The following is a 22,288-nucleotide window of genomic DNA, read 5'->3' as shown; positions in this document are numbered from 1 at the left end:
GCATTTCGGTGCACAGTTGTCCACTGTTCAGGAATGCGCGGCGACGAGATCAGGGACACCGGTCGGTTCACGGGCACGCTGCTCGAGGAGGTCACCGACGTGGCCCGCGGCATGCACGGTGCGATCGCCGCGCGGCTGTTCGGCCTCGCCGGGCGTCCCGGCGCCGCGGTGAAGGCGGCGCACGACGGCATCGCGGCCCTCGCCTACGGCGGCACGAAGCTCGGGGTGAAGTACCTGCCCCCGGCCCTGGGGTACGTCGCGGGCGCGGCGCACGACCCGTCCGCGCCGTCGGTGCACGACGACCCGCGCGGCCGGGCGGTCATCGCCGCCGTGGGCGGGTTCGTCGGCGACCGCATGGCCGACGAGACAGCTGCCCTCGCGCCCGAGATGCGGTTGCGGCTCGGCGACGGCCCGCTGCGTCGCACCCCGGCCAACGTCGCGCACGACGCCGCCGAGCAGGGCGCGACCGGACGTGTCGTGGTGTTCGTCCACGGCCTTTGTGAGACCGACCGGTGCTGGTCGTACGCGGCCGTGAAGCGGTGGGGCGACCGCGACGCGACGTACGGCTCGATGCTCGCGCGCGACGACGGGTGGACGCCGCTCTACCTGACCTTCAACACCGGCCTGCACATCTCGGCGAACGGCCGCGAGCTGGCCGACCAGCTCGGCGAACTCGTCGCCACCTGGCCGTGCGAGGTCACCGAGCTCGCCCTCGTCGGACACTCGCTGGGCGGGCTCGTCGCGCGCAGCGCCGCCCACCAGGGCCACGCGGACGGCCAGCACTGGGTGACCGTGCTGCGCCACGTCGTCGGGCTCGGCACCCCGCACCTCGGCGCCCCGCTCGAACGCTGGGCCAACTGGGGCATGACCAAGCTGGCGCGCTGGCCCGAGACCCGTCCGCTCGCCCGCTTCGTGAACCAGCGCAGCGTCGGCATCAAGGACCTGCGCCACGGATCGCTGGTCGAGGCCGACTGGCTGGACTTCGACCCGGACGACGCGACCGACAACGTCACCCCGGCACTGCTGATCCCGGGCGTGGCGTACTCGATGGTGTCGGCGACGCTGACCCGCGGCACGACCGGCCCGTTGGCCATGGACCTGCTCGTGCAGCACGGCAGCGCGCACGGCATCGGGAAGGTCCGCTCGATCGCCTTCGCCGACCACACGCCCGATCACAGCCACACCATCGGTGGCGGCAAGCACCACTTCGACCTGCTCGCCGACGCGACCGTCTACGCCAAGTTGCGGGAGTGGTTGGCGACGCCGGTCGTCGTGCCGGAGAGCAGGCGGCTTCCCGCCGCGGGCTGAGCGGCTGTGTGAGACGGCGCCGGGTGCGGTAGGACAGGGTCTACATCCGTCCCCAGCACCCGGGAGAAGAATCCGTATGCCCCATCAGGTCCGCGGCGTCATCAGCCGCGCCAAGGGTCAGCCCGTCGAGGTCGTGACCGTGAACGTCCCCGACCCCGGCCCGGGCGAGGCGCTCGTCAAGGTCGAGGCGTGCGGGGTCTGCCACACCGACCTGCACTACCGCGAGGGCGGCATCAACGACGACTTCCCGTTCCTGCTCGGGCACGAGGCCGCCGGCACCGTCGAGGCGGTCGGCGAGGGCGTCACCGACGTCGCGCCGGGCGACTTCGTGATCCTGAACTGGCGGGCCGTGTGCGGCGAGTGCCGGGCGTGCAAACGCGGCGAGCCGCAGTACTGCTTCGCCACTCACAACGCCACGCAGAAGATGACCCTCGAGGACGGCACCGAGCTCTCCCCCGCCCTCGGCATCGGCGCGTTCGCCGAGAAGACGCTGGTCGCGGCGGGCCAGTGCACGAAGGTCGACGCGGACGCCCCCGCGGCGGCCGCCGGCCTGCTGGGCTGCGGTGTCATGGCCGGCGTCGGCGCCGCCGTCAACACCGGCGCGATCAAGCGCGGTCAGTCGATCGCGGTCATCGGCTGCGGCGGCGTGGGGATGGCCTCCATCGCCGGCGCCCGCGTCGTCGGCGCGGCGAAGATCATCGCGATGGACGTCGACGACCGGAAGCTCGAACTCGCGAAGGAGTTCGGCGCCACGCACACGATCAACACCAAGGGCCTCGATCAGGACGCTGTGGTCGAGGCGGTCCAGGACGTCACCGACGGCTTCGGCGCCGACGTCGTCGTCGAGGCGGTCGGCCGTCCCGAGACGTACAAGCAGGCGTTCTACGCCCGCGACCTCGCCGGCACCGTCGTCCTCGTCGGCGTCCCCAACCCGGAGATGACGCTCGAGCTCCCGCTGATCGACGTCTTCGGCCGCGGCGGCGCGCTCAAGTCGTCCTGGTACGGCGACTGCCTTCCCTCCCGCGACTTCCCCATGCTCATCGACCTCTTCCAGCAGGGACGGTTCCCCTTGGACAAGTTCGTCACCGAGACGATCGGCCTGGACGACGTGGAGGCGGCCTTCGCCAAGATGCACGGCGGGGACGAACTCGTGCTGCGATCGGTGGTGCAGCTCTGATGAAGCACCTGCGCCTCGACCACACGACGACGTCCGGCACGTTCAGCCTCGACGGCAACACCTACGACGTCGAGAACAACGTGTGGGTGGTCGGTGACGACGAGTCGTGCGTCGTCATCGACGCGCCCCACGACGCCGCGCCCATCGTCGAGCTCGTCGGCGAGCGCACGCTGACCGCCGTCGTGTGCACCCACGCCCACGACGACCACGTCACCGTCGCCAGGGAGTTGTCCGAGCGGTTCGCGGCGCCCATCTGGCTGCACCCCGACGACGACGAGCTGTGGAAGGTGACCTACCCCGACACCGAGTACTTCCCGCTCGCGCACGGCCAGGCCATCCCGATCGGCGAGCACGATCTCGAGATCATCCACACGCCCGGCCACAGCCCGGGCGGGTGCAGCGTCTACGTCCGCGACCTCGAGGCGGTCTTCACCGGCGACACCCTGTTCCAGGGCGGCCCGGGCGCGACCGGGCGGTCGTTCTCCGACTACGACACCATCGTGTCGTCCATCCGCGAGCGGCTCTTCCCGCTGCCCGACGACACCGAGGTCCACACCGGGCACGGCCCCGACACCACGATCGGCGCGGAAGCGGCCAAGGCCGACTCGTGGACGAAGCCGGAGAGCGAGTCCGAGAAGGGTTCGAACGACGACTCCGGTTCGGACGACCACTCCGACTGATCACGACGGACGGCAGGGCCCCGGCGACACGAGTCGTCGGGGCCCTGCCGCGTCACGCTTCAGGCGTTCGTCAGCGCCGCCACCTGCTCGTCGCTCAGCGTCACCTGCGCCGCGCCCACGTTCTCCTCGAGGTGGCCGACGGACGACGTGCCGGGAATCGGCAGCACCACCGGCGAGCGGGCCAGCAACCACGCCAGCGCCACCTGCGCGTGCGTCGCGCCGAGGTCGTGCGCGATCTCGTCCACCGGGCCGCCCGGCTTCGCGAGGTCCCCGGCGGCGATCGGGAACCACGGGATGAACCCGATGCCGAGGCGCTCGCACTCGTCGAGCACGTCCTCGGACTTGCGGTTCGTGAGGTTGTAGAGGTTCTGGACGGTCGCGATCTGCGCGATCTCCTGCGCCTCGCGCAGCTGCGCGACGGTGATCTCCGACAGCCCGATCGCGCCGATCTTGCCCTCGTCCTGCAGCGCCGTGAGTTCACCGATCTGGTCGGCCGTCGGGACCTTCTCGTCGATGCGGTGCAGCTGGAACAGGTCGATGCGCTCGAGCCCCAGCCGGCGCAGGCTCATCTCGCACTCCTGGCGCAGGTACTCCGGGCGTCCGACCGGCAGCCAGATGTCCGGACCGTGGCGGACGAGGCCCGCCTTGGTGGCGACCAGGACCTCGTCGGGGTACGGGTGCAACGCCTCCCGGATGATCTCCTCGCTGACGTACGGGCCGTAGGAGTCGGCGGTGTCGATGAAGTCGACACCCAGTTCGACGGCGCGGCGCACGACGCGTACGCACTCGTCGCGGTCGGCGGGTTCGCCCCAGATGCCCTTGCCCGTGAGGCGCATCGCGCCGAAACCGAGCCGGTGGACCGTCCGGTCGCCGATCTCGACGGTGCCGGACGCGTGGTTGATCGGTGTGGTCATGCGCTCTCCTCGTGGTGTCGTCGTCCGACGGCCTACCCGCGTCGTCACGGCCCGTCCCGGGTGTTCGTCGCTACTGTGGCCGGATGACCGAGCGCGCCGACACCTCGGCGCTGGCCCTGGACGATCAGCTCTGCTTCGCCCTCTACGCCGCCAGCCGTGCCATGACCGCCCGCTACCGTCCGTTGCTCGACGCGCTCGGCCTCACCTACCCCCAGTACCTCGTGATGATGCTGCTGTGGGACGAGGGCCCGTCGACCGTGAGCGAGCTGGGGTCGCGGCTGCGGCTCGACTCGGGGACGCTGTCGCCGCTGCTGCAGCGTCTCGACGCGCGCGGGCTCATCACCCGCACCCGCAGCAGTGAGGACGAGCGGGCCGTCGAGGTCGCGGTCACCGCCGAGGGGGCGGCGCTGCGCGACGGTGCGGCTGCGGCCCAGTGCTCCATCGAGGCCGCGCTCGAGGGCTTCGACGTGGCGGCGATCCGCGACGAGCTGACCCGCATCGAGGCCCGGTTGCGCACCTCCTGACCGGCCCGGGCCACGGATAGGTTGTGCACAACTCGATGCGGGTACGGTCGGGAGGTACCCCACCCCGACCGAAGGGATTCAGCGCTATGCCCACTCGCACCGCACGCACCGCATGGAACGGCGGACTGCAGGACGGCTCCGGCCAGGTCGAGCTCACCAGCTCCAAGGTCGGCACCTACGACGTGTCGTTCCCGAAGCGCGCGGCGGACGACGCCGGCGGCACGACGAGCCCCGAGGAGCTCATCGCCGCGGCCCACTCCTCCTGCTACGCCATGCAGTTCTCGGCGCTGCTCGCCGAGGCCGGCGGCACCCCGCAGTCGCTCGACGTCACCGCCGAGGTCTCGCTCGGCCCAGACCCCGCCGGCGGCTTCAAGCTCACCGGCATCAAGCTCACCGTCCGCGGTGAGGTCGACGGCCTAGACCAGGACGCGTTCACCAAGGCCGCCGAGGCGGCCAAGGCCGGCTGCCCGGTCAGCAAGGCCCTCACCGGCGTCGACATCACGCTCGACGCCACCCTCGAGAGCTGATCCCCACCCACGTCGGCGGCTGACGGGTCCGGCCCGTCAGCCGCCGGTCGCGGTGGCGAGCGCGGCGTCGGCGCGCTCCTGCTCGTACGCCCAGAACACCCCGATGCCGAACGCCGCGTCCGCGCCGACGCGTGAGCGCAGTGCGGCGAGGTGGTCACTAGCGAGCACGTGGTCCTGGTGGTCGCCCAGCGCCGTCTGCAGCGCCTTGGCCCGCTTCTCCACCTTCGGCCCGTGCTTGCCCGCCGACGCCCCGGCAGCAGCCGCGACGTAGCGGGCCCGCTTGGCTGCCTTGCGCGCCCGGTGCAGGCGGTCGGCCGACGTCCCCGCCTTCGCCAGCTTGCGGTCCAGGTCCCGAGCCGCCTTGCGCACGTACCGCGCGAGCTCGGCGACCGGCTCGTCCGCCGCCTCGGTGAAGGGCGGCTGCACCGACCAGGCCCCGATTTCGCGCAGAAGCGCGATATACCGTCGGCTCTTCATCACCCGCGCCAGGTCCTGCTCCGCCGCCTCCCGGTCGGCCGCGAGCGTCGCAGTTACCGCCTCGTCGGCCGCGGCCAGCAGCCCGGCGTCCGCGCTCCGCTCCCGCACCGCCGACATCGTCGCCCGCAGGTGCTCGGCGAGCACCTCCAGGTCCCGCACCGCGCCCAGCTCGCCCGACAGCCAGCGCAGCTCGGCGTCGAGGTCCGCGGCGCGGCCGGCGTCCCACACGTCCACGACGCGCAGCGCGCTGCGGATGCGGCGGACGGCCACCCGGAACGCGTGCACCTCGTCCTCACCGCGACGCAGGCCGAGATCGGCGTGCAGTGCCGCCGTCCGTTGCTCGGCGAGGAACCGCGTCAGCGACTCCCCCACCGTGGTGGGGTTCCCGGGGCCGCTCGCCGTCCGCTCGAGGGCCTCGTGGCGGACGAGCCGCGCGACGGCGAGGTCGGGGAACGTGCCCCAGCCCGCTACCTCGACGTGCCGGGTCTCGCCTGCTTCGGCGCCCGCGGTCCGCGAGGCCGCGAGGGCGGTGCGGACGTCGGTGATCGTGCCGAGTTCGACGCCGTCCGCGTCCAGCACCCGGTGCACCAACCGCGTGCGCGACTCGCGGGCACCGGCCCGCAGCGCGGCACCCGCACGGAAACCCAGCAGCAGCTCGCGCACAGCAGCGGGCACCGCCCGCGCGGTGGTGCCCGGGAACGTGCTCGTCGTGCCGGCGACGGTCAGCGTCCAGGTGCCGCTGCCCTCCTCGCGCGTGAGGTCCGCGCCGAGTCCGGCGAGGTGCGCCTCGGCGGTGTCGTGGTGGACGAGGCGGACGGAGTCGTCCTCGGTCACCACCCGTCCGCCGGGCGGCAGCACCTTCCTGCCGAGCCGCGGCAGGGTCCAGTCGAGGGGGACGTCGAGCACCCGCGCTCCGGCGGTGGGTTCGGCGGTCACGACGGCCGAGTCTAGGCACGCCGCCCGGCCGCACCTGTGTGCCGATCACGACCCACTAACGTCGCACCAATGACGGACGGCCGCGTGCTCGCCGTCGGCGCCTCGGGCGACGCCGGCGCGGTGTTCGCCGCGCTGTCGGCGGCCTACACGGTGCACGCCGAGCCCGCCGTCATCATGCGCTGGACGTGGCTCGACACCGCCGACTGGCGACTGCACCGGGCCGGCCTGGCGCTGCGCGAGGAGCGGTGCGCCGGGCGCCGCGACCTCGTCGTCGACCGGCCGGGTGCGCCCGCCGTCGACGCCCCGGTACGCGGCGTGCGGTGGCCGGCACGGCTCGACCACCTCGGACCGTCGCCGGTGCGCGACGCGATCGCCGGCGCCGTCGGTGTCCGTGCCCTGCTGCCGGTGGCCGAGGTCGAGACGCGCCGCATCCTCATGCGGCTCATGGACGCCGCCGGCAAGACCCGGGTGCGCGTGTCGGTCGACCAGCAACGGTTGCTCGTACCCCACCGGGCGGCGCTGCCGCTGCACGTCGCCGTCCGGCCGCTGCGCGGCTACGACGACGACGCCCGCCGCTGCGTGCAGCTGCTCGCGGACGCGATGGGCGCGAGCAGCACCGAGCTGTCCCCGACGGACGCGGCGCTGGCCGCCGCGGGACGGTTGCCCGGACGGGCGAGCGGCGCCGACGACGTGGTCATCAGCCCGACCGACCCGGCCGTCCGTCCGGTGGCCAAGGCGTTGCTCGAGCACGTGGCCGTCGTCGACGACGCACGCGACGGGGCGCTCGCCGACCACGACACCGAGTACCTGCACGAGCTGCGGTCCGCGATCCGCTCGACGCGCGCGCTGCTGTCGGCGGCCGGTCACCTGCTGCTCGGCCGTTCGGCCGTCCGCGTCGAACGGGACCTCGCCTGGCTGGACGAGATGACGACGCCGCTGCGTGCCGTCGACCTGGCGCTGCTGACCGTCGCCGACGACGCCCCCGACCCGCACGGACTGCTTCCGGGCCTGGACACCATCGGTGGTGCCGGGGCGCTCGAACCGCTGCGCGAGCAGCTGCACCGCCGCAGGCGAGCCGAGCTCGGCCGCATGCGCCGCACCCTGCGTGCCCCCCGCGCGCCGGCCGCGTTCACCGCGTGGCGGCGTGACCTGCTCGGCATGCTCGACGCCGACGTCATCGGACCGTCCGCCGTCGAATCGGCGCGCACCCTCGCCACCGCCTCCCACGCCGCTCTCGTCGGCACGAAGCCCGACAACCCCGCCCTGGCCGCCGCCACGGGCGCGCTGCGCGAGGTGCTGGCAGCGTTCGCCGTCCTGTACCCCGCCGGCGACGCGCTGGCCCGGCTGCGGCGCGACACCGAGACGCTGCACCAGCTGCTCCGGCGCCGCGACGGCCTCGGTTTCGTCCGCGACGAGGTGCGCACCGCCGCGTCGGCCGACGGCATGCCGACCGGCACCGTGCTCGCGGCCGGGGCGCTCGCCGACCGTGCCGAGCGGCTGCGCGCCGACCACGCCGCGCGCATCGCCGCGGCGCACGCGCGGATCGGCGGCGCCGGCACCGCGCGCCGCCTGGCGGCGATCACGGGGGCGTCGGCATGAGGATCGCGGCGACGTACAACATCAAGGGCGGCGTGGGGAAGACGTCGACCGCGGTCAACATCGCCTACGAGAGCGCGCAACGCGGGCTGCGCACCCTGCTCTGGGACCTCGACGCCCAGGGCGCCGCGACCTACATCCTGCGGGTCGAGGCGCACGTGAAGGGTGGCGGCAAACGGTTGGTGCGCGGTACCCGTCCGCTGGTCGACGCCATCAAGGGCAGCGACTACGACGGCCTCGACCTGCTGCCCGCCGACTTCACCTACCGCCACCTCGACCTGCTGCTCGACGAGGCGAAGAAGCCGACCCGCCGGCTCGGACGGCTGCTCGAGCCGCTCGCCGACGAGTTCGACCTCGTCGTGCTCGACTGCCCGCCCAGCATGTCGCTGCTGAGCGAGAACGTGCTGCGCGCCGCCGACATCGTGCTCGTGCCGCTCATCCCCACCACGCTGTCGGTACGCACCCTCGACCAGCTCACCGGCTTCCTGCAGGAACAGCCCGCGCCCCGGCCCCGGCTGCTCGGCTTCTTCTCGATGGTCGACGCCCGCAAGAAACTGCACCGCGACATCACCGCCGAGCTGCCCGGCACCCGCGACGACCTCGCGCGCGCCGCGATCCCGATGCTGTCCGTGGTCGAGCAGATGGCGCAGCGGCGCGAGCCGGTCGCCGCCTTCGCGCCGCGCAGCACGGCGGCCCGGCGGTACCGCGAGCTGTGGGACGAGGCCTTCGGAGCAGGATCGGGCGCATGAACCGATTCGCCGACGTCTCGGCCCTGACCCCCGTCGACGAGGGACGCTTCCGCGCCCACCTGCACCCGAACTGGTCGATCGGCGGCAAGCCCAACGGCGGGTACCTGCTCGCGCTGCTCGGCCGGGCCGCCACCCTCATCGGACCGCACCGGCACGTGGTCGCGGCGAGCGCGCACTTCCTGCGCTCCCCCGACCCCGGCGAGGTCGAGGTCCGCGCCGAGCTGCTGCGCGGCGGACGCAGCGCCTCGCAGGTGCGCGCCCGGCTCCACGCCGGCGGGCAGGCGTGCGTCGAGGCCCTGATCACCACGACCGACCTCGCGCCCGACTCCGAGCCCTACTGGTCCGGCGGCCTGCCCGACCCGTTCCCGTCCGATCTCTTCCCGGACGGCCCGGCCGACCGCGACGCCGCGCTGCGCGTGCCCGGCGTCAACCCGGCCGGCGTGCCGGTGCCGATCATGGAGGAGGTCGACCTGCGCATCGACCGGGCGGCCGCCGGTTTCGCCGACGGCCGGGGTCCGTCCGGGCGCGGCGAGCTGTTCGGCTGGCTGTCACTGGCCGACGACGAGCCGTTCGACCCGGTGTCGCTGCTGTACGCGATCGACGCCTTCCCGCCCGCGACCTTCGAGGTCGAGCTCACCGGATGGGTGCCCACTCTCGAGCTGACGGTGCACGTGCGGGCGCTGCCCGCGCCCGGGCCGCTGCGCGTGCTGCAGCGCGCCGGGCTCGTCGACGGGCAGCGGGTCGACGAGGCGTGCTGGGCGTGGGACTCGCGCGGCCGGGTCGTGGCACACGGTGTCCAGCTCGCGGGCGTCCGGCTGGGCTGAGCGGTGGCCCCACGCGACGTTGCGCGATCCACACCCTTTTTCCCGCGCAGAGTGGGCACACTGTGCCCGTGAACCTGCCCCAGGTGCGCCTGCTGATGGCCACGCGCTCGTGGTGGGGCCGCAGTCTCGGCGGCCGCGGCTACGCCCGCATGCGGGAGCTCGACCTCGACACCCACATGCTCGCGTTCAGCGCGCAGCAGGTGCTCTGCACCGCGCCGCTGGTGGTGGCGATCTCGTCCGTGCTCGACCGCTTCACCGGCCGGGACGTCTCCGGGGCGATCATCCGGTTCTTCGCGCTGCACCGCGAGGCGGGCGACGCGGTGCAGGACCTGTTCAGCCACGCCTCCCGGCGGCTGAGCCTGTCCGAACTCGTCTTCGGCCTCGTCGTGGCGGTGCTGTTCACCACCAGCGTCGCCACCACGCAGCAGCGGGCCTTCGAGCTCATCTGGACGTTGCCGCGCGTCATCAGCGTCAAGGGCTACATCCGGCAGCTGCTCTGGGTGCCCGCCCTCGCCGTGTTCATCGCCGCGCTGCTCGTCATCAGCCGCTTCGTCCGCGCGCTGCACATGACCCCGATCGCGACGCAGTCGCTCATCGTCGTGGTGCAGGCGGTGGTCGTGTTCTTCTTCTACTGGTGGACGCAGCGGTGGCTGCTGCACGGGCGGGTCGAGTGGCGCGCGCTGCTGCCCGGGGCCGTGGCGGTCGCGGTGGCGACCGTGGTCACCGTCCGCCTGTCCCGGCTCATCATGGACGGGCAGATCACCTGGCAGGTCGAGGCGTACGGCCTCGTCGGCGCCGTGTTCGTGCTGTCGGTGTGGCTCGGCATCTTCAGCGCCGTCATCTTCGCCGGCATCCTCGCCGGAGCGGTGTGGGTCGAACGACGACACGTCCCGGGCCGGGCCCGCGCGAACGAGGTCGACGAGTCGCCCCTCACCAAGAAGGGCATGCGCTCGGCCGAGCGCGGGCGACCGGTCGACCCGCCCGGCGCCGGCGAGATCGAGCCCGCGGACGCCGACAGCACCGCCGACAGCACCGCCGACCGGAGCGCCGCGCCGGTCCGCTAGCGACCGGCGCGACCGCCGCGGTCAGGAGTTCTGGTCGATGTACTCGTCGGCGTCCTTGTCCTCGCCGTCGATGCCCCGGCCGGCGGGGTGCTCGGCGTAGAACGCGAGCCACTTCAGCGCCAGCTCGTGACGGACGTCGAGCGTCGCGCTCTTGATGAAGTCGGGCAGTGCCTCGCGCTCCTCCTCGTCGAGGTGCTCGCCGTTCTCGGTGCGGGCCTTGCCCACCGCCGCGAACCACTCGTCGCTGCCCACCTCGTGACGGCCCGCCTCGCGCACGGCGTCACGGATCTCGTTGTGGTCGGTGATGGCGTCCTCGGTCTCGTCCTCCGGGTCGCCTTCCTCCGACTTGCCGCCGAGCTTGAGCAGCGCGGGGTAGAACACGGTCTCCTCGGCCTCGGCGTGGGTGTCGAGACGCGTGCCCAGCGGTCCCCACACCGCGGCCAGCTCCTCCGGGGTCTTCGCGTCGTCGAGGCGGAAGAACTGCCGACGCAACCAGTCGTGGTCGGCGTAGATGAGTTCGATGATGTCGGCCATGGGTCGGGGTTCGCCCTCCTGCGGTCTGCGATGTGTACCCCCAGCGATTACCCGGTGCACGGCGTGACGAACCGCCGCCGGGGTGATGAGCGTCCCGGCCGCGGGTAGTCCAGGACGGTGACAGGCGCGGGAACACCGTCCGGCACGCAGCGGCGCGACGGACTTCGCGTCCTCGTGGCCGGGGCATCGGGATTCGTCGGACGGGCCCTGGTCCCGGCGCTGCAGCAGGACGGGCACGAGGTGCTCGCGCTCACCCGGCGGGTGGGGGCGTACACCGGGCGGGGCGTGCCGGTCGGCGGCGACGTCACCGACACCGCCGCCACCACTCGCGCCCTGCAGGGTTGCTCGCTCGCCTACTACCTCGTGCACTCGCTCGACCGCCGCGACTTCGCGCGGCGCGACGCCGCGGCGGCGGAGAGCTTCGGCGCGGCGGCACGGCGGGCCGGCGTGCGCCGCATCGTCTACCTGGGCGGTCTGGGCGACGACGCGGACGACCTGTCGCGCCATCTGCGCAGCCGTCGCGAGGTCGAGGGCATGCTCGCCGCCGGCGGCGTACCCGTGACCACGCTGCGGGCCGGCATCGTCATCGGCCGCGGCGGCGCGTCGTGGGAGATGATCCGCGCGATGACGCAGCGGGTGCCCGCGGTGGTGGTCCCCCGCTGGGCGCTCACCCGCACCCAGCCGATCTCGCTCGCCGACACCGTCCGCTACCTGCTCGGTGTCGGCATCGGCGTCCGTCCCGATCTCGACGACGGGGACGGGGAGGGGGACGACGCCGAGAACGAGGGGGCGGACGACGACACGCGCGCGCGCCGTCTCGCCGATGTCCTCGACGACACCGCGATCCACACGTACGAGATCGGCGGACGCGATGTCATGCGCTACGTCGACATGCTCAGCCGGGCGACGGCGGTGATGGGGCGGCTCGGCCTCGTGGTGCCGGTGCCGCTGCCGGCACGGCTGCCCACCACCTGGTTGGCCACGCGGCTCGCGGCGCGGGCGGTGCCGCTGCTGGCCGACGTCGACAGCACCACCGTGGCGTCGCTGCTGGAGTCGATGCGCAACGAGGTGGTCGTCCGCGACGACGCGATCCGCCGCGTCGTGCGGTTCGAGCCGATGACCTACGACGACGCGGTGCGCGACGCACTCGCACCGCCACCGGCGACGCCCGACCCGACCGTTCCCTGAACGTGTCCCCGCCGGACGCACCCCGGACACCGGGACGCCCCCGGCCGATGGGTGGGTCGGCCGGGGGCGCCTACCGGTTCGCGTCCGATCCGGCGAGACCAACGTTACGAGTCCCGGTCCGTTTTCGACAACCTTTGGCGCCGTACCGGCGAGTCCGTCCACAGGTGGGGACGTCACCCCGCGTCCTGCCGGGCGCGCCCTCTACCGTGGCGGCGTGGGTGCGCCGGGGCGAGCAGTGTCGCGGTCCGGGACGCGTGCCGGGCGCAGGCGCCTCACGTCGACCGACGTCTTCTGCGCGGTTCTGCTCATAGCCGTGGTGGCGCGGCTGATGCTGCCGTCGCTGTGGCAGCAGCCGGGTGTCCAGGCGTGGACGACGGTGTTCGCGGCGCTGTGCATCCAGTCGGCGCCCTACCTGGTACTCGGTGTCACGGTCTCGACGCTCATCGCGGTGTTCGTGCCGCCGTCGTTCTTCGAACGCGTGCTGCCGCGCCGCCCCGCGCTCGCCGTGCCGGTCGCCGGAGCCGCCGGTGTGGTGCTGCCGGGCTGCGAGTGCGGTTCGGTGCCCGTGGCGGCCTCCTTGATGCGCCGGGGTGTGGCAGCTGCGCCGGCCATCGCCTTCCTGCTCGCCGCGCCCGCCATCAATCCCGTCGTGCTCGTGGCGACGTCGGTCGCCTTCCCGGGACGCCCGGAGATGGTGGCGGCGCGCTTCGCGGCCTCGTTGCTCACCGCGGTCGTCGTCGGGTGGCTGTGGCTGCGGGTGGGCCGCGTGCCGCCGCTGCCCGTGCGTTTCCGGCGGTCCGAGGGCGCACCTGCCGGTTCGCGCGCCGAACGGGCCCGCGCCACCGCGGCGCACGACCTCGCGCAGTCGATCGGGTTGCTGACGATCGGAGCCGCCGCCGCGGCGACCGTGAACGTGGCCGTGCCCGAGACGTGGCTGAACGGCGTCGCGGGTCACCTGGTCCTGGGCGTCGTCGCGCTCGCGCTGCTCGCCGTCGTCGTGGCCGTCTGTTCCGAGGCGGACGCGTTCGTGGCCGCGTCGTTCGCGCGCTTCTCCCCCACCGCGCAACTCGCGTTCATGGCCGTGGGTCCCGCCGTCGACGTCAAGCTCGTCGCGATGCAGGCGGGCACCTTCGGGGCGCGCGTCGCCGCCCGGCTCGCACCGCTGACGTTCGTCGTCGCACTCGGCAGCGCCGCGCTCGTCGGGTGGTGGCTGCTGTGAGCCGCGCCTGCGCAGCGGACCGGGAAGCACAGTGCTGACGTGTCCCGCGGCGTCCCCGCAGCGACGCGAGGAGACGCCGTGAGCTCGCGGACGCAGGCGTTCGTCCTGTTGCTGTTCGCGGCCACGCTGCTGCGGCTGGGCACGAGCGACGTGCTGTTGCGCTTCGTCAAGGACAGCGCCCGGCCGTGGGTGCTCGTGGCCGGCGTGCTCATCGCGCTGCTGGGTGCGTGGTCGCTGGTCGCCTCCGCGAGGCACGACGAGGACGACCACGAGCAAGGGGCCGGGGACGAGCACGGGCCGGGCCCGGGGCTCGACGCGCACGGTCACTCGTCGGCGTCGCGCTCCGCGTGGCTGGTGCTGCTGCCCGTCGTGGCCGTGCTCGTCATCGGCCCGCCGGCGCTGGGCGAGTACACCGTCAGCCGCCGCGCGCCCGTCGCGGCGCAACCGGCGGGCGTCGCGCTGGCGCCGTTGCCGAAGGGTGACCCGGTGTCGCTGGGCGTCTTCGACTACGCGCTGCACGCGGTGACCGACGGCGGCGCGAGCGTGCGGGGACGCACGGTCTCGATCACCGGATTCGTCGCCCGCCGGGAGAAGGGCGGGTTCCTGCTCGCCCGGCTCGTCATCACCTGCTGCGCCGCCGACGCGACGCCCGTCGCCGTCCGCATCACCGCCCCCGACGCGGGCGGTCTGCCGGTGAACACCTGGGTGCGGGTGACCGGGAGGTACGCACCGCCGGCCGCCGACGACCCCGACGTGCCCGGTCTCGCGGCGGTGCGGGTCGAGCGGGTGCCGACGCCGAGCGAGCCGTACGACTGACGTCCGGGTGCGGGCGCTAAGCGACGACGACGTCCGCCTGCCGGCTCCATCCCCGGCGCGCTCGCACCGTGCCGATCGCACGGCACACGAGGTAGATGCCGAAGGCGATGGTCGTGACGTACGGGCTGATCGGCACGCTGCTGCCGACGGCGAGCAGGATGCCGCCGACCAGGGACGTGACCGCGAACGCGACCGAGAGCAGGGGCGTGAGCCGCGGCGACGAGGTGACCCGGACGGCCGCCGCGCCCGGCGTGACGAGGATGCTCAGCACGAGCAGGGCGCCGACGATCTGCACCGCCATCGCGACCGTGAGCCCGAGCAGCACCATGAAGACCGGCGACAGCAACCGCACCGGCACGCCCCGCGCCGCGGCGAGGTCGGGGTCGACGCTCGCGAACGCCAGCGGACGCCACACCACCAGCAGCCCGGCGAGCACGATCACGCAGGTGACGGCGAGCGTGGTCAGCTGGGCGTCGTCGACGGACACGATCTGCCCGACGAGCAACCCGAACTTGTTGGCGGCACGTCCCTGGTACAGCGACAGGAACAGCACGCCCAGGCCGAGACCGAACGGCATGAGGACGCCGATGACCGAGTTGCGGTCACGGGCGCGGCTGCCGAACAGGCCGATGACGACCGCGGCCACGATCGAACCCGCGATGCCCCCCGCCACCACGGACGTGCCGAACAACAGCGCGCCGGACGCTCCCGCGAACGACAGCTCGCTGATGCCGTGCACCGCGAACGGCAGGTCGCGCATGATCACGAACATGCTGATCAACCCGCCGACGACGCCGAGCACGGCGCCGGCGACGACCGTGTTCTGCACCAGGCCGAGCAGTTCCCCGTAGTCGGCGAAGTCGAAGACCTGGCTCCAGTCGACGCCGCTCACGCCGGCTCCCCGTCGTGCTCGTGGTGACAGTGCGCGGTGTCGGGCAGTCCGGCCACGAAGATCTGGCCGCGACTGCGGACGACCTCGACCGGCGCCTGGTACAGCTCGCTCAACGTGTCGGACGTGAGCACCTCGTCGACGGTGCCGACCCGGAAGCGTCCGCCGGCGAGGTAGAGCACGCGGTCGACGTAGGGCAGCACGGGGTTGATCTCGTGGGTCACGAACACGACCGCGGTGCCGTGGGTGCGACGGCGGCGGTCGACGAGCGCGGTGATGACCCGCTGGCTGGCCTGGTCGAGCGAGAGCAACGGTTCGTCGCACAACAGCAGCGCTGGGTCGGCGACGAGCGCCTGCGCGATGCGCAACCGCTGCTGCTCACCGCCGGAGAGCACGCCGACGGGCAGGTCCGCGTACGGCGTCGCGTCGACCTGGGCGAGCGCCTCGTCGACCCGGGCGGCACGCTCGCGGGCGTCCCGTCCCGGACGGGTGCCGAAACCCCAGCGGTGCCCGTCGAGGCCCAGTCGCACGACATCGCGGCCGCGCAGCGGCGTCGTCGGGTCGATGCGCCTCTGCTGCTGCACGTAGCCGATGGTGCGTTGGACGGCGGCACGGCCCACGGGCCGTCCGGCGACGGTGATCTCACCCGAGGTCAGCGGCTGCGTCCCGAGGATGGTGCGCACCAGGCTCGTCTTGCCCGACCCGTTCGCGCCCAGCACGGCGACGAACTCGCCCGGTGCGACGTCGAGGTCGAGCCCGCGCCAGAGGGTGCGGCGGCCGAACCCGAGGGACGCGTCCCTGATGCGGACGGCCGGAACCGGCGGCGGGAGATCCCCGCCGCCGGCGCCCTGACTGTCGTCGCGTACGCGGTCGTGCACCTGCTCAGTCAAGCGCAGTGCCGATCGCGGTGAGATTCGCCCGCATCCACTGCAGGTAGTCCTTGCCCGCGGGCAGCGTCTCGGTGACCGGCACGACGGCCACCCCGGACGCCTTCGCGGCGGCCTCGACGCGCGAGGTCACCGGCCCGCTCGTCTGCTCGTTGTAGGCGAGCAGCTTCACCTTCTTGTCGCGGAACAGGTTCAGCGTGGCGTTCAGCACCGACACCGGCACGTCGTCGCCCTCCTCGACGGCCTCGCTGAACGCCGCGGGCGTGCGGTTGACGAGCCCGCACGCCGTCAGCATGTAGAGCGGCACCGGCTCGGTGATGGCGACGCCCTCGCCGCGGTGGGCCTTCGCGATCGAGGCCTCGGTGGCCTCGAGCTCGGCCAGCGACGCCTCGAAGCGGTCGGCGTTGGCGCGGAAGGTCTTCGCCGCGCCCTCGTCCTTCGCGCTCAACGCCGTCGCGATGCGGTCGGCGAGCTTGCGCATGGACGGGAAGTCGTACCAGACGTGCTCGTTGAGCTCGCCGCCCGCGGGTGCCTTCCTGCCCGACACCGTCACGGCGTCGATGACGGTGGCATCGGAGTCGCCGCCGTCGAGCAGGGTGCCGACGAAGTCGTCGTAACCGCCGCCGTTCTTGATCACCACGTCGGCTTTCGACAGCGCCAGCTTGGTGCGGGCGGACGCCTCGTAGGAGTGCGGGTCCTGCGACGGGTCGGCGATGATCGAGGTGACCGACACCCGGTCGCCGCCGATCTGCTTCGCGATGTCGCCGTACACGTTGGTCGAGGCGACCACCGGGATGGCGCCGCCCGGCTCGGCGCTGCTCGACGACCCGCAGCCGGACAGGCCGAGGGCGGTGACGGTCAGGGCGGCCAGCGCGACGCCGGCCCGGCGCAGAGTGCTCATCAGGTCTTCCTCGTAATGACAATGATGTTCATTTCGAGGTTCACGCTAGCAGACGCGGACCGGCCGCCCGCCGGAGATCGACGGACGGCCGGTGGGCGGGTGCGATCAGGTGTGGGTGAACGAGCCGTAGGTCGCGTTCGGGTCCCAGATGTTCTGGTAGTTCACGCCGCTGTTGGTGTCGATGGCGGCGACGCTCAGTCCCGGCTTGAGGTAGATGCCGACGTGGTACACGTCGCCGACGCTGTCGTGGTAGAAGACGAGATCACCCGGACGGGCGTGCGACGCCGGGATGAGCCGGGCCGCCCGGATCTGGTCCTGCGAGACGCGGGGCGTGGTGCGGCCGTACTTGCCGTAGGCCCACAGCACGAGCCCCGAGCAGTCGAACGACTTCGGGCCGGTGGCGCCCCAGACGTAGGGCTTGCCGATCTGCTTCTTGGCCAGAGTCACGACCTTGGCGTTGATCGCCGGCGCGGCCGTCTGCGCCGGGGTGCGGTTGTCCGGGCTGCGGGTGTCGACGGCCTTGCAGCCGAGGTTGGTGTTGCTGCCGAAGCCGGAGTTGACCACCCAGACGCACGCGATGTGCGTGCCGGTGGCGACCGGCACCGACACGTCGAACTTCGACAACCATCCCGCGGCGGTGGGGCGGGGCTGGGGGTAGGCGACGGTGTTCACCGTGATCGCCGGGCTGCCGTCGAGGTAGAGGACGACCAGACTGCGCCGGTTCTTCAGGTCGGGGTCGCTCGTCCACCCGCGGACGCGGACGGAGCTCGACGTCGCGGCAGCCGCCAGCGCGCCGACGGGGCTGTGCGCCGCGACCTCGCTCGAGGACATCGCGCGGCCGAGCGGCGTGGCGAAGCACTTGTCGACGTTGCGGGTGCCCGGGCCGATGTTCTCGATGACGATGCACACGGTGTGCGACCCGGTCGGGACGCGGAAGCCCAGCGAGTACCCGGGCGTGGCGTTCGTCCGGTACTTCTTCACCGCCGCCGGCCACGGCAGCGAGGTACGGGTGCTCGCGAGCGACGTCGTGCCGTCGAGCACGGCCTGCACGGTGACCGCGGACGACAGCTTGTCCGGGTCGGCGGCCCAGCCCTTGACGGTGAGACCGGTGCGGTTGCTTGTCGCGGTGATCGTGCCGACGTTGCCGATGGGGTCGTGCGCACCCGACGTGTCGGCCGGGGCGGCGCCGGCCGCGGGGGCTCCGACGGTCAGGGCCACCGCGGCGGCGGTGGTCACCGCGAGTGACACCGCGGCGAGACCGGCGGTGAGACGGCGGGTCCTGCGGGTCGCCGGGGCGGGTTCGGACACGAGGTCCGTGCGGTCCGTGTGACTCGTGGGGCTCATGAGTGTCGCTTTCGTCCAGTTTCGTCGGCGTTCGGCCAGCATGGAATCCCCCACCGTGCCCCCATGTCGGAGCGTAACCGTCCGTAAAACCTCCGTAAAGAAACTACAACGCTGTGACTTGCCTACGATCGATCACATGGCACCACGCGCAGGGATCGTCGTCACCGGCACCGAGGTGCTCACCGGCCGGGTCACCGACCGCAACGGCCCGTGGCTGGCCGAGCAACTGCGGCACGCCGGGGTCGACGTCGCCGAGGTGATCGTCGTCGGCGACCGTCCCGACGACCTGCGTGACTGCCTCGGTTTCCTCGCCGCGTCCGGTGCCGACCTCGTCATCACCTCCGGCGGTCTCGGACCCACCGCGGACGATCTGACGGCGGCTGTCGTGGCCGACTTCCAGGGCCGTCCGCTGCGGCTCGACGACGAGCTCGAGGGACGCATCCGCGCCGTCGTCGACCGGTTGGTCTCCGCCCGCGGGTGGCGCACGGACGACGACGAGACCGCGACGGCGGTGCGCAAGCAGGCGTTGGTGCCCGAGGGCGCCGGCGTGCTCGACCCGGTCGGCACCGCGCCCGGCCTCGTCGTGCCGGTGGCCGACGGCCGCACCGGTCCGCCGGTCGTGGTGCTGCCCGGGCCGCCGCGCGAACTGCAGCCGATGTGGCCGCGCGCCCTCGAGCACCCGGCCGTCCGCGAGGCGCTGTCGGGCGCCCGCGAGCTGCGGCAGCGCACCATCCGCATCTGGGGCAGCCCCGAGTCCGAGCTAGCGGCGTCGCTGCGCCGACTCGACCGGACCGACGACCTCGGTCAGTTGGAGATCACGACCTGCCTGCGAGACGGCGAGTTGGAGATCGTGACCCGTTACGCGCCCGACGACCAGGGCACGTACGACCGCTTGTCCCGGCACCTCGCGTCCGACTTCGCCGACACCCTCTACTCCCCCGACGGCACCACGGTCGACGAGCGAGTCGCGCAGCTGCTGATCGATCACGGCTGGACGGTCGCGACCGCCGAGTCGTGCACCGCCGGCCTGCTCGCCGGACGGCTGACCGATCTCGCCGGCTCGTCCGCGTACGTCCGCGGCGGGCTGGTCGTGTACTCCAACGAGGCCAAGCACGACCTCGCCGGCGTCCCCACCGAGCTCATCGAGCGGGTCGGCGCGGTCAGCGCCGAGGTGGCGGTCGAGCTCGCGGCGGGCGCCCGCCGCGCCCTCGGGGCCGACGTGGGCGTCGGCATCACCGGCGTCGCCGGTCCCGGCGGCGGCACCGCCGAGAAGCCCGTCGGCCTCGTGCACCTCTGCGTCGAGACCCCCGAGCGGACGATCCCGCGCGAGATCCGGGTGCCGGGCTCGCGCGCCGACGTCCGCGCCCGCACGGTCACCGTCGCCCTGCACATGCTGCGCGAGGCGCTGGGCGGGTGAGCGGCGCGTCCCTGGTCGCCCGCGACCTCGCGGCCGGATTCGGTGCGCGGTCGCTGTTCCGCGGTCTCGACCTCGTCGTGGCACCGGGTGCGGTCATCGGTCTCGTCGGCCCCAACGGGGCGGGCAAGTCGACGCTGCTGCGCATCCTGTCCGGCCTCACCGCCCCGGAGTCGGGCTCCGTCACCCGGATTCCCTCGACCGCGACGGTGGGCTTCCTCGCGCAGGAACCCGAGCGGCGCGAGGGCGAGACGGTCGCCGGGTTCCTCACCAGGCGCACCGGGGTCGCCGACGCGTCCGCCGCGCTGGAGACGGCGTCGGCCGCGCTGGCCGACGGTGCCGACGGGGCGGACGACGCGTACGCCGTCGCGCTCGAGCAGTGGCTCGCGCTCGGCGGTGCCGACCTCGAGGACCGCATCGACCCGGAGCTCGAGCGCATCGGGCTCGACACGGGCCCCGACGCGCCGATGACGGCGCTGTCCGGCGGCCAGGCGGCCCGGGCCGGGCTCGCGTCGTTGCTGCTCGCGCGCTTCGACGTGTTCGCGCTCGACGAGCCCACCAACGACCTCGACCTGGCCGGCCTCGACCTGCTCGAGCAGTTCGTCACCTCGCAGCGCGCCGGGGTGGTCGTCGTCAGCCACGACCGCGAGTTCCTCGCCCGCACCGTCACCCAGGTCGTCGAGCTCGACCTGGCCCAGCAGCAGATCGCGCACTACGACGGCGGGTACCAGGCCTATCTCGACGAGCGGGCCGTGGCGCGCCGCCACGCTCGCGAGGCCTACGAGGAGTACGCCGACCGCCGCCAGGACCTCACCGACCGCGCGCGCATGCAGCGCAACTGGCTCGAGCAAGGCACCCGCAACGCCCGCCGCAAGGCGAGCAAGGACAACGACAAGATCGGCCGCAAGTTCCGGCAGGAAGCCACCGAGAAGCAGGCGGCGAAGGCCCGACAGACCGAGCGCATGATCGAGCGGCTCGACGTCGTCGAGGAGCCGCGCAAGGAGTGGCAGCTGCAGTTCGAGATCGCGGCGGCGCCCCGGGCCGGCGCGGTGGTGGCGGTGCTCGACGACGTCGTCGTCCGGCGCGGCGGCTTCACGCTCGGTCCGGTGTCGCTGCAGGTCGACTGGGGCGACCGCGTCGTGATCACCGGGCCGAACGGGGCGGGCAAGACGACGCTGCTGCGGGTGCTGCTCGGCGAGACCGCTCCGGACGCGGGGCGGGCCACGCTCGGCCCGGGTGTCGTCGTCGGCGGCGTCGACCAGGCCCGCACGCTGCTGCGCGAGGACGAGACGCTGCCCGTCGCGTTCGCCCGCCTGCTGCCCGACTGGAACGACGCCGACCGCCGCACGCTGCTGGCGAAGTTCGCGCTGCGGGCCGAGCACGTCGGCCGCGCCGTCGGGACGCTCTCGCCCGGCGAGCGCACCCGCGCCGCGCTGGCGCTGCTCCAGGGGCGCGGCGTGAACCTGCTCGTGCTCGACGAGCCCACCAACCATCTCGATCTGCCCGCCATCGAGCAGCTCGAGCAGGCGCTGGGGTCGTATCCCGGCACGTTGCTGCTCGTCAGCCACGACCGCCGCCTGCTCGACACGGTGCAGACGACGCGACGGCTCTCGGTCGACGCAGGCCGCGTCCGCGACGCCTGATCGGCCGCCGCGCGCGGCTGAACAACTCCGCCGCGCGCGGCCTGCCCTCCCGGAAACAATTGAGACCCCTTCACGAGTGGGCTTCACGAGCGGGATTCACGAGACCCACTCGTGAAGAGGTCTCGTGAAGAGGTCTCGTGAAGGGGTCTCGTGAAGGGGTCTCGTGAAGGGGTCTCAATTGTTTCCGCGGCAGGTCGCCGCGTCCCGGCGGCGGGTGGGCCCGGACAGCCGGCGGCACGGACCGCGGCCCGGCCGTCCCCAGGTGTGCACAACCCTGTGGATGAATCGAACGTGTTCTAATTCAGGCATGGCGATGGCGGTGCACCTCAACCGTCCGCCGCACTCCGTCCGGCTGCACGGGTGGGGCCGCGCGACGACCGGGTGGTGGGGCTGCGTGTCGTGGGTGCAGCGCGTGCACGCCGCGACCGGCGACGACGAGCTCGGCTTCGCGGCGTGGGTGCCGGCCGCGTGCCTGTCCCGTCCGTCCTGGTCGTCGGACGAGCCGCTCCCCCGCATCGTGCTGCCCGACGACTCCCGCCTGTGGCCGGCGCCGCGGGGGTGGCCGTCGTGGTACGCCGGGGTGTGGCTCGACGGCGAGGTCGCGTGCCCGCCCGGTGTACGTCCGGTGCAGGGCGCGGCGTGGCGCAACCGCCCCACGCTCGCGCCCTGAACCGACG

At 73.2% G+C, this 22,288-nt stretch carries 22 protein-coding genes; 15 read left to right on the top strand and 7 right to left on the bottom strand.

Features of this window, described 5'->3' with window-relative positions:
• Nucleotides 1-33 precede the first annotated feature (33 nt).
• The 3 genes from ACYVP9_RS13170 to ACYVP9_RS13160 all read left to right on the top strand — a co-directional run bounded on the left by ACYVP9_RS13170 (nt 34) and on the right by ACYVP9_RS13160 (nt 3,165).
• Entirely contained in the window at nt 34-1,308 is a 1,275-nt protein-coding gene (locus ACYVP9_RS13170; RefSeq protein ID WP_460605327.1) for an esterase/lipase family protein, read from the top strand.
• A 76-nt stretch (nt 1,309-1,384) separates the two neighbouring features.
• Nucleotides 1,385-2,485, top strand: a complete 1,101-nt coding sequence (locus tag ACYVP9_RS13165; protein WP_460605326.1) for an S-(hydroxymethyl)mycothiol dehydrogenase — start codon at nt 1,385-1,387, stop codon at nt 2,483-2,485.
• A complete protein-coding gene (locus ACYVP9_RS13160) occupies nt 2,485-3,165 on the top strand; it encodes an MBL fold metallo-hydrolase (protein WP_460605325.1) in 681 nt (226 codons plus the stop codon). The genes ACYVP9_RS13165 and ACYVP9_RS13160 overlap by 1 nt, the downstream gene beginning before the upstream one ends.
• Before the next feature lie 59 nt (nt 3,166-3,224).
• Here the strand turns inward: ACYVP9_RS13160 and ACYVP9_RS13155 are convergent, their stop codons facing one another.
• A complete protein-coding gene (locus ACYVP9_RS13155) occupies nt 3,225-4,079 on the bottom strand; it encodes an aldo/keto reductase (protein ID WP_460605324.1) in 855 nt (284 codons plus the stop codon).
• 83 nt (nt 4,080-4,162) lie between these two features.
• On the opposite strand from ACYVP9_RS13155, the gene ACYVP9_RS13150 reads away from it, so the two are divergent.
• Nucleotides 4,163-4,603 (top strand): MarR family winged helix-turn-helix transcriptional regulator, encoded by a 441-nt coding sequence (locus ACYVP9_RS13150; protein ID WP_460605323.1) that lies wholly within the window; start codon nt 4,163-4,165, stop codon nt 4,601-4,603.
• An 86-nt stretch (nt 4,604-4,689) separates the two neighbouring features.
• Nucleotides 4,690-5,130, top strand: a complete 441-nt coding sequence (locus ACYVP9_RS13145; protein WP_460605322.1) for an OsmC family protein — start codon at nt 4,690-4,692, stop codon at nt 5,128-5,130.
• 36 nt (nt 5,131-5,166) lie between these two features.
• Here ACYVP9_RS13145 and ACYVP9_RS13140 read toward each other — a convergent pair whose 3' ends face one another.
• The gene (locus ACYVP9_RS13140) at nt 5,167-6,543 is read right to left on the bottom strand and encodes a CHAD domain-containing protein (protein WP_460605321.1); all 1,377 of its coding nucleotides are present in this window, start codon (nt 6,541-6,543) and stop codon (nt 5,167-5,169) included.
• A 69-nt stretch (nt 6,544-6,612) separates the two neighbouring features.
• Between ACYVP9_RS13140 and ACYVP9_RS13135 the strand changes: the two genes are divergently transcribed.
• The 4 genes from ACYVP9_RS13135 (at nt 6,613) to ACYVP9_RS13120 (ending at nt 10,776) form a co-directional block, all read left to right on the top strand.
• Nucleotides 6,613-8,142 (top strand): CHAD domain-containing protein, encoded by a 1,530-nt coding sequence (locus ACYVP9_RS13135; RefSeq protein WP_460605320.1) that lies wholly within the window; start codon nt 6,613-6,615, stop codon nt 8,140-8,142.
• Nucleotides 8,139-8,888, top strand: coding sequence for a ParA family protein (locus tag ACYVP9_RS13130; protein WP_460605319.1), 750 nt, complete (start codon nt 8,139-8,141; stop codon nt 8,886-8,888). Before ACYVP9_RS13135 ends, ACYVP9_RS13130 begins: the two co-directional genes overlap by 4 nt.
• On the top strand, nt 8,885-9,712 hold the full coding sequence (locus tag ACYVP9_RS13125; RefSeq protein ID WP_460605318.1) for a thioesterase family protein: 828 nt from the start codon (nt 8,885-8,887) through the stop codon (nt 9,710-9,712). The genes ACYVP9_RS13130 and ACYVP9_RS13125 overlap by 4 nt, the downstream gene beginning before the upstream one ends.
• A gap of 68 nt (nt 9,713-9,780) precedes the next feature.
• Nucleotides 9,781-10,776, top strand: a complete 996-nt coding sequence (locus ACYVP9_RS13120; protein WP_460605317.1) for a YhjD/YihY/BrkB family envelope integrity protein — start codon at nt 9,781-9,783, stop codon at nt 10,774-10,776.
• Between the two features lie 21 nt (nt 10,777-10,797).
• Here the strand turns inward: ACYVP9_RS13120 and ACYVP9_RS13115 are convergent, their stop codons facing one another.
• Complete coding sequence (locus tag ACYVP9_RS13115) at nt 10,798-11,310, bottom strand: hemerythrin domain-containing protein (protein ID WP_460605316.1); 513 nt, start codon at nt 11,308-11,310, stop codon at nt 10,798-10,800.
• Between the two features lie 117 nt (nt 11,311-11,427).
• On the opposite strand from ACYVP9_RS13115, the gene ACYVP9_RS13110 reads away from it, so the two are divergent.
• The 3 genes from ACYVP9_RS13110 (at nt 11,428) to ACYVP9_RS13100 (ending at nt 14,533) form a co-directional block, all read left to right on the top strand.
• The gene (locus ACYVP9_RS13110) at nt 11,428-12,498 is read left to right on the top strand and encodes a Rossmann-fold NAD(P)-binding domain-containing protein (protein ID WP_460605315.1); all 1,071 of its coding nucleotides are present in this window, start codon (nt 11,428-11,430) and stop codon (nt 12,496-12,498) included.
• 313 nt (nt 12,499-12,811) lie between these two features.
• Nucleotides 12,812-13,717, top strand: coding sequence for a permease (locus ACYVP9_RS13105; protein ID WP_460605314.1), 906 nt, complete (start codon nt 12,812-12,814; stop codon nt 13,715-13,717).
• A 78-nt stretch (nt 13,718-13,795) separates the two neighbouring features.
• On the top strand, nt 13,796-14,533 hold the full coding sequence (locus ACYVP9_RS13100) for a TIGR03943 family putative permease subunit (RefSeq protein WP_460605313.1): 738 nt from the start codon (nt 13,796-13,798) through the stop codon (nt 14,531-14,533).
• Nucleotides 14,534-14,549: 16 nt separating this feature from the next.
• On the opposite strand, the gene ACYVP9_RS13095 is transcribed toward ACYVP9_RS13100, so the two are convergent.
• The 4 genes from ACYVP9_RS13095 to ACYVP9_RS13080 form a co-directional block, all read right to left on the bottom strand.
• A complete protein-coding gene (locus ACYVP9_RS13095) occupies nt 14,550-15,425 on the bottom strand; it encodes a metal ABC transporter permease (protein WP_460605312.1) in 876 nt (291 codons plus the stop codon).
• Nucleotides 15,422-16,225, bottom strand: a complete 804-nt coding sequence (locus ACYVP9_RS13090; protein ID WP_460605530.1) for a metal ABC transporter ATP-binding protein — start codon at nt 16,223-16,225, stop codon at nt 15,422-15,424. The genes ACYVP9_RS13095 and ACYVP9_RS13090 overlap by 4 nt, the downstream gene beginning before the upstream one ends.
• 79 nt (nt 16,226-16,304) lie before the next feature.
• Nucleotides 16,305-17,210, bottom strand: coding sequence for a TroA family protein (locus ACYVP9_RS13085; RefSeq protein WP_460605311.1), 906 nt, complete (start codon nt 17,208-17,210; stop codon nt 16,305-16,307).
• A gap of 105 nt (nt 17,211-17,315) precedes the next feature.
• The gene (locus ACYVP9_RS13080) at nt 17,316-18,554 is read right to left on the bottom strand and encodes a C40 family peptidase (RefSeq protein WP_460605310.1); all 1,239 of its coding nucleotides are present in this window, start codon (nt 18,552-18,554) and stop codon (nt 17,316-17,318) included.
• 136 nt (nt 18,555-18,690) lie between these two features.
• Between ACYVP9_RS13080 and ACYVP9_RS13075 the strand changes: the two genes are divergently transcribed.
• The 3 genes from ACYVP9_RS13075 to ACYVP9_RS13065 all read left to right on the top strand — a co-directional run bounded on the left by ACYVP9_RS13075 (nt 18,691) and on the right by ACYVP9_RS13065 (nt 22,281).
• Nucleotides 18,691-19,971 (top strand): competence/damage-inducible protein A, encoded by a 1,281-nt coding sequence (locus ACYVP9_RS13075; RefSeq protein ID WP_460605309.1) that lies wholly within the window; start codon nt 18,691-18,693, stop codon nt 19,969-19,971.
• Complete coding sequence (locus tag ACYVP9_RS13070) at nt 19,968-21,611, top strand: ABC-F family ATP-binding cassette domain-containing protein (protein WP_460605308.1); 1,644 nt, start codon at nt 19,968-19,970, stop codon at nt 21,609-21,611. The genes ACYVP9_RS13075 and ACYVP9_RS13070 overlap by 4 nt, the downstream gene beginning before the upstream one ends.
• Before the next feature lie 307 nt (nt 21,612-21,918).
• Complete coding sequence (locus ACYVP9_RS13065) at nt 21,919-22,281, top strand: hypothetical protein (RefSeq protein ID WP_460605307.1); 363 nt, start codon at nt 21,919-21,921, stop codon at nt 22,279-22,281.
• Nucleotides 22,282-22,288: the final 7 nt, after the last annotated feature.

Source organism: Jatrophihabitans fulvus (assembly GCF_054781375.1).
This window is presented reverse-complemented; position numbering and strand designations above follow the sequence as displayed.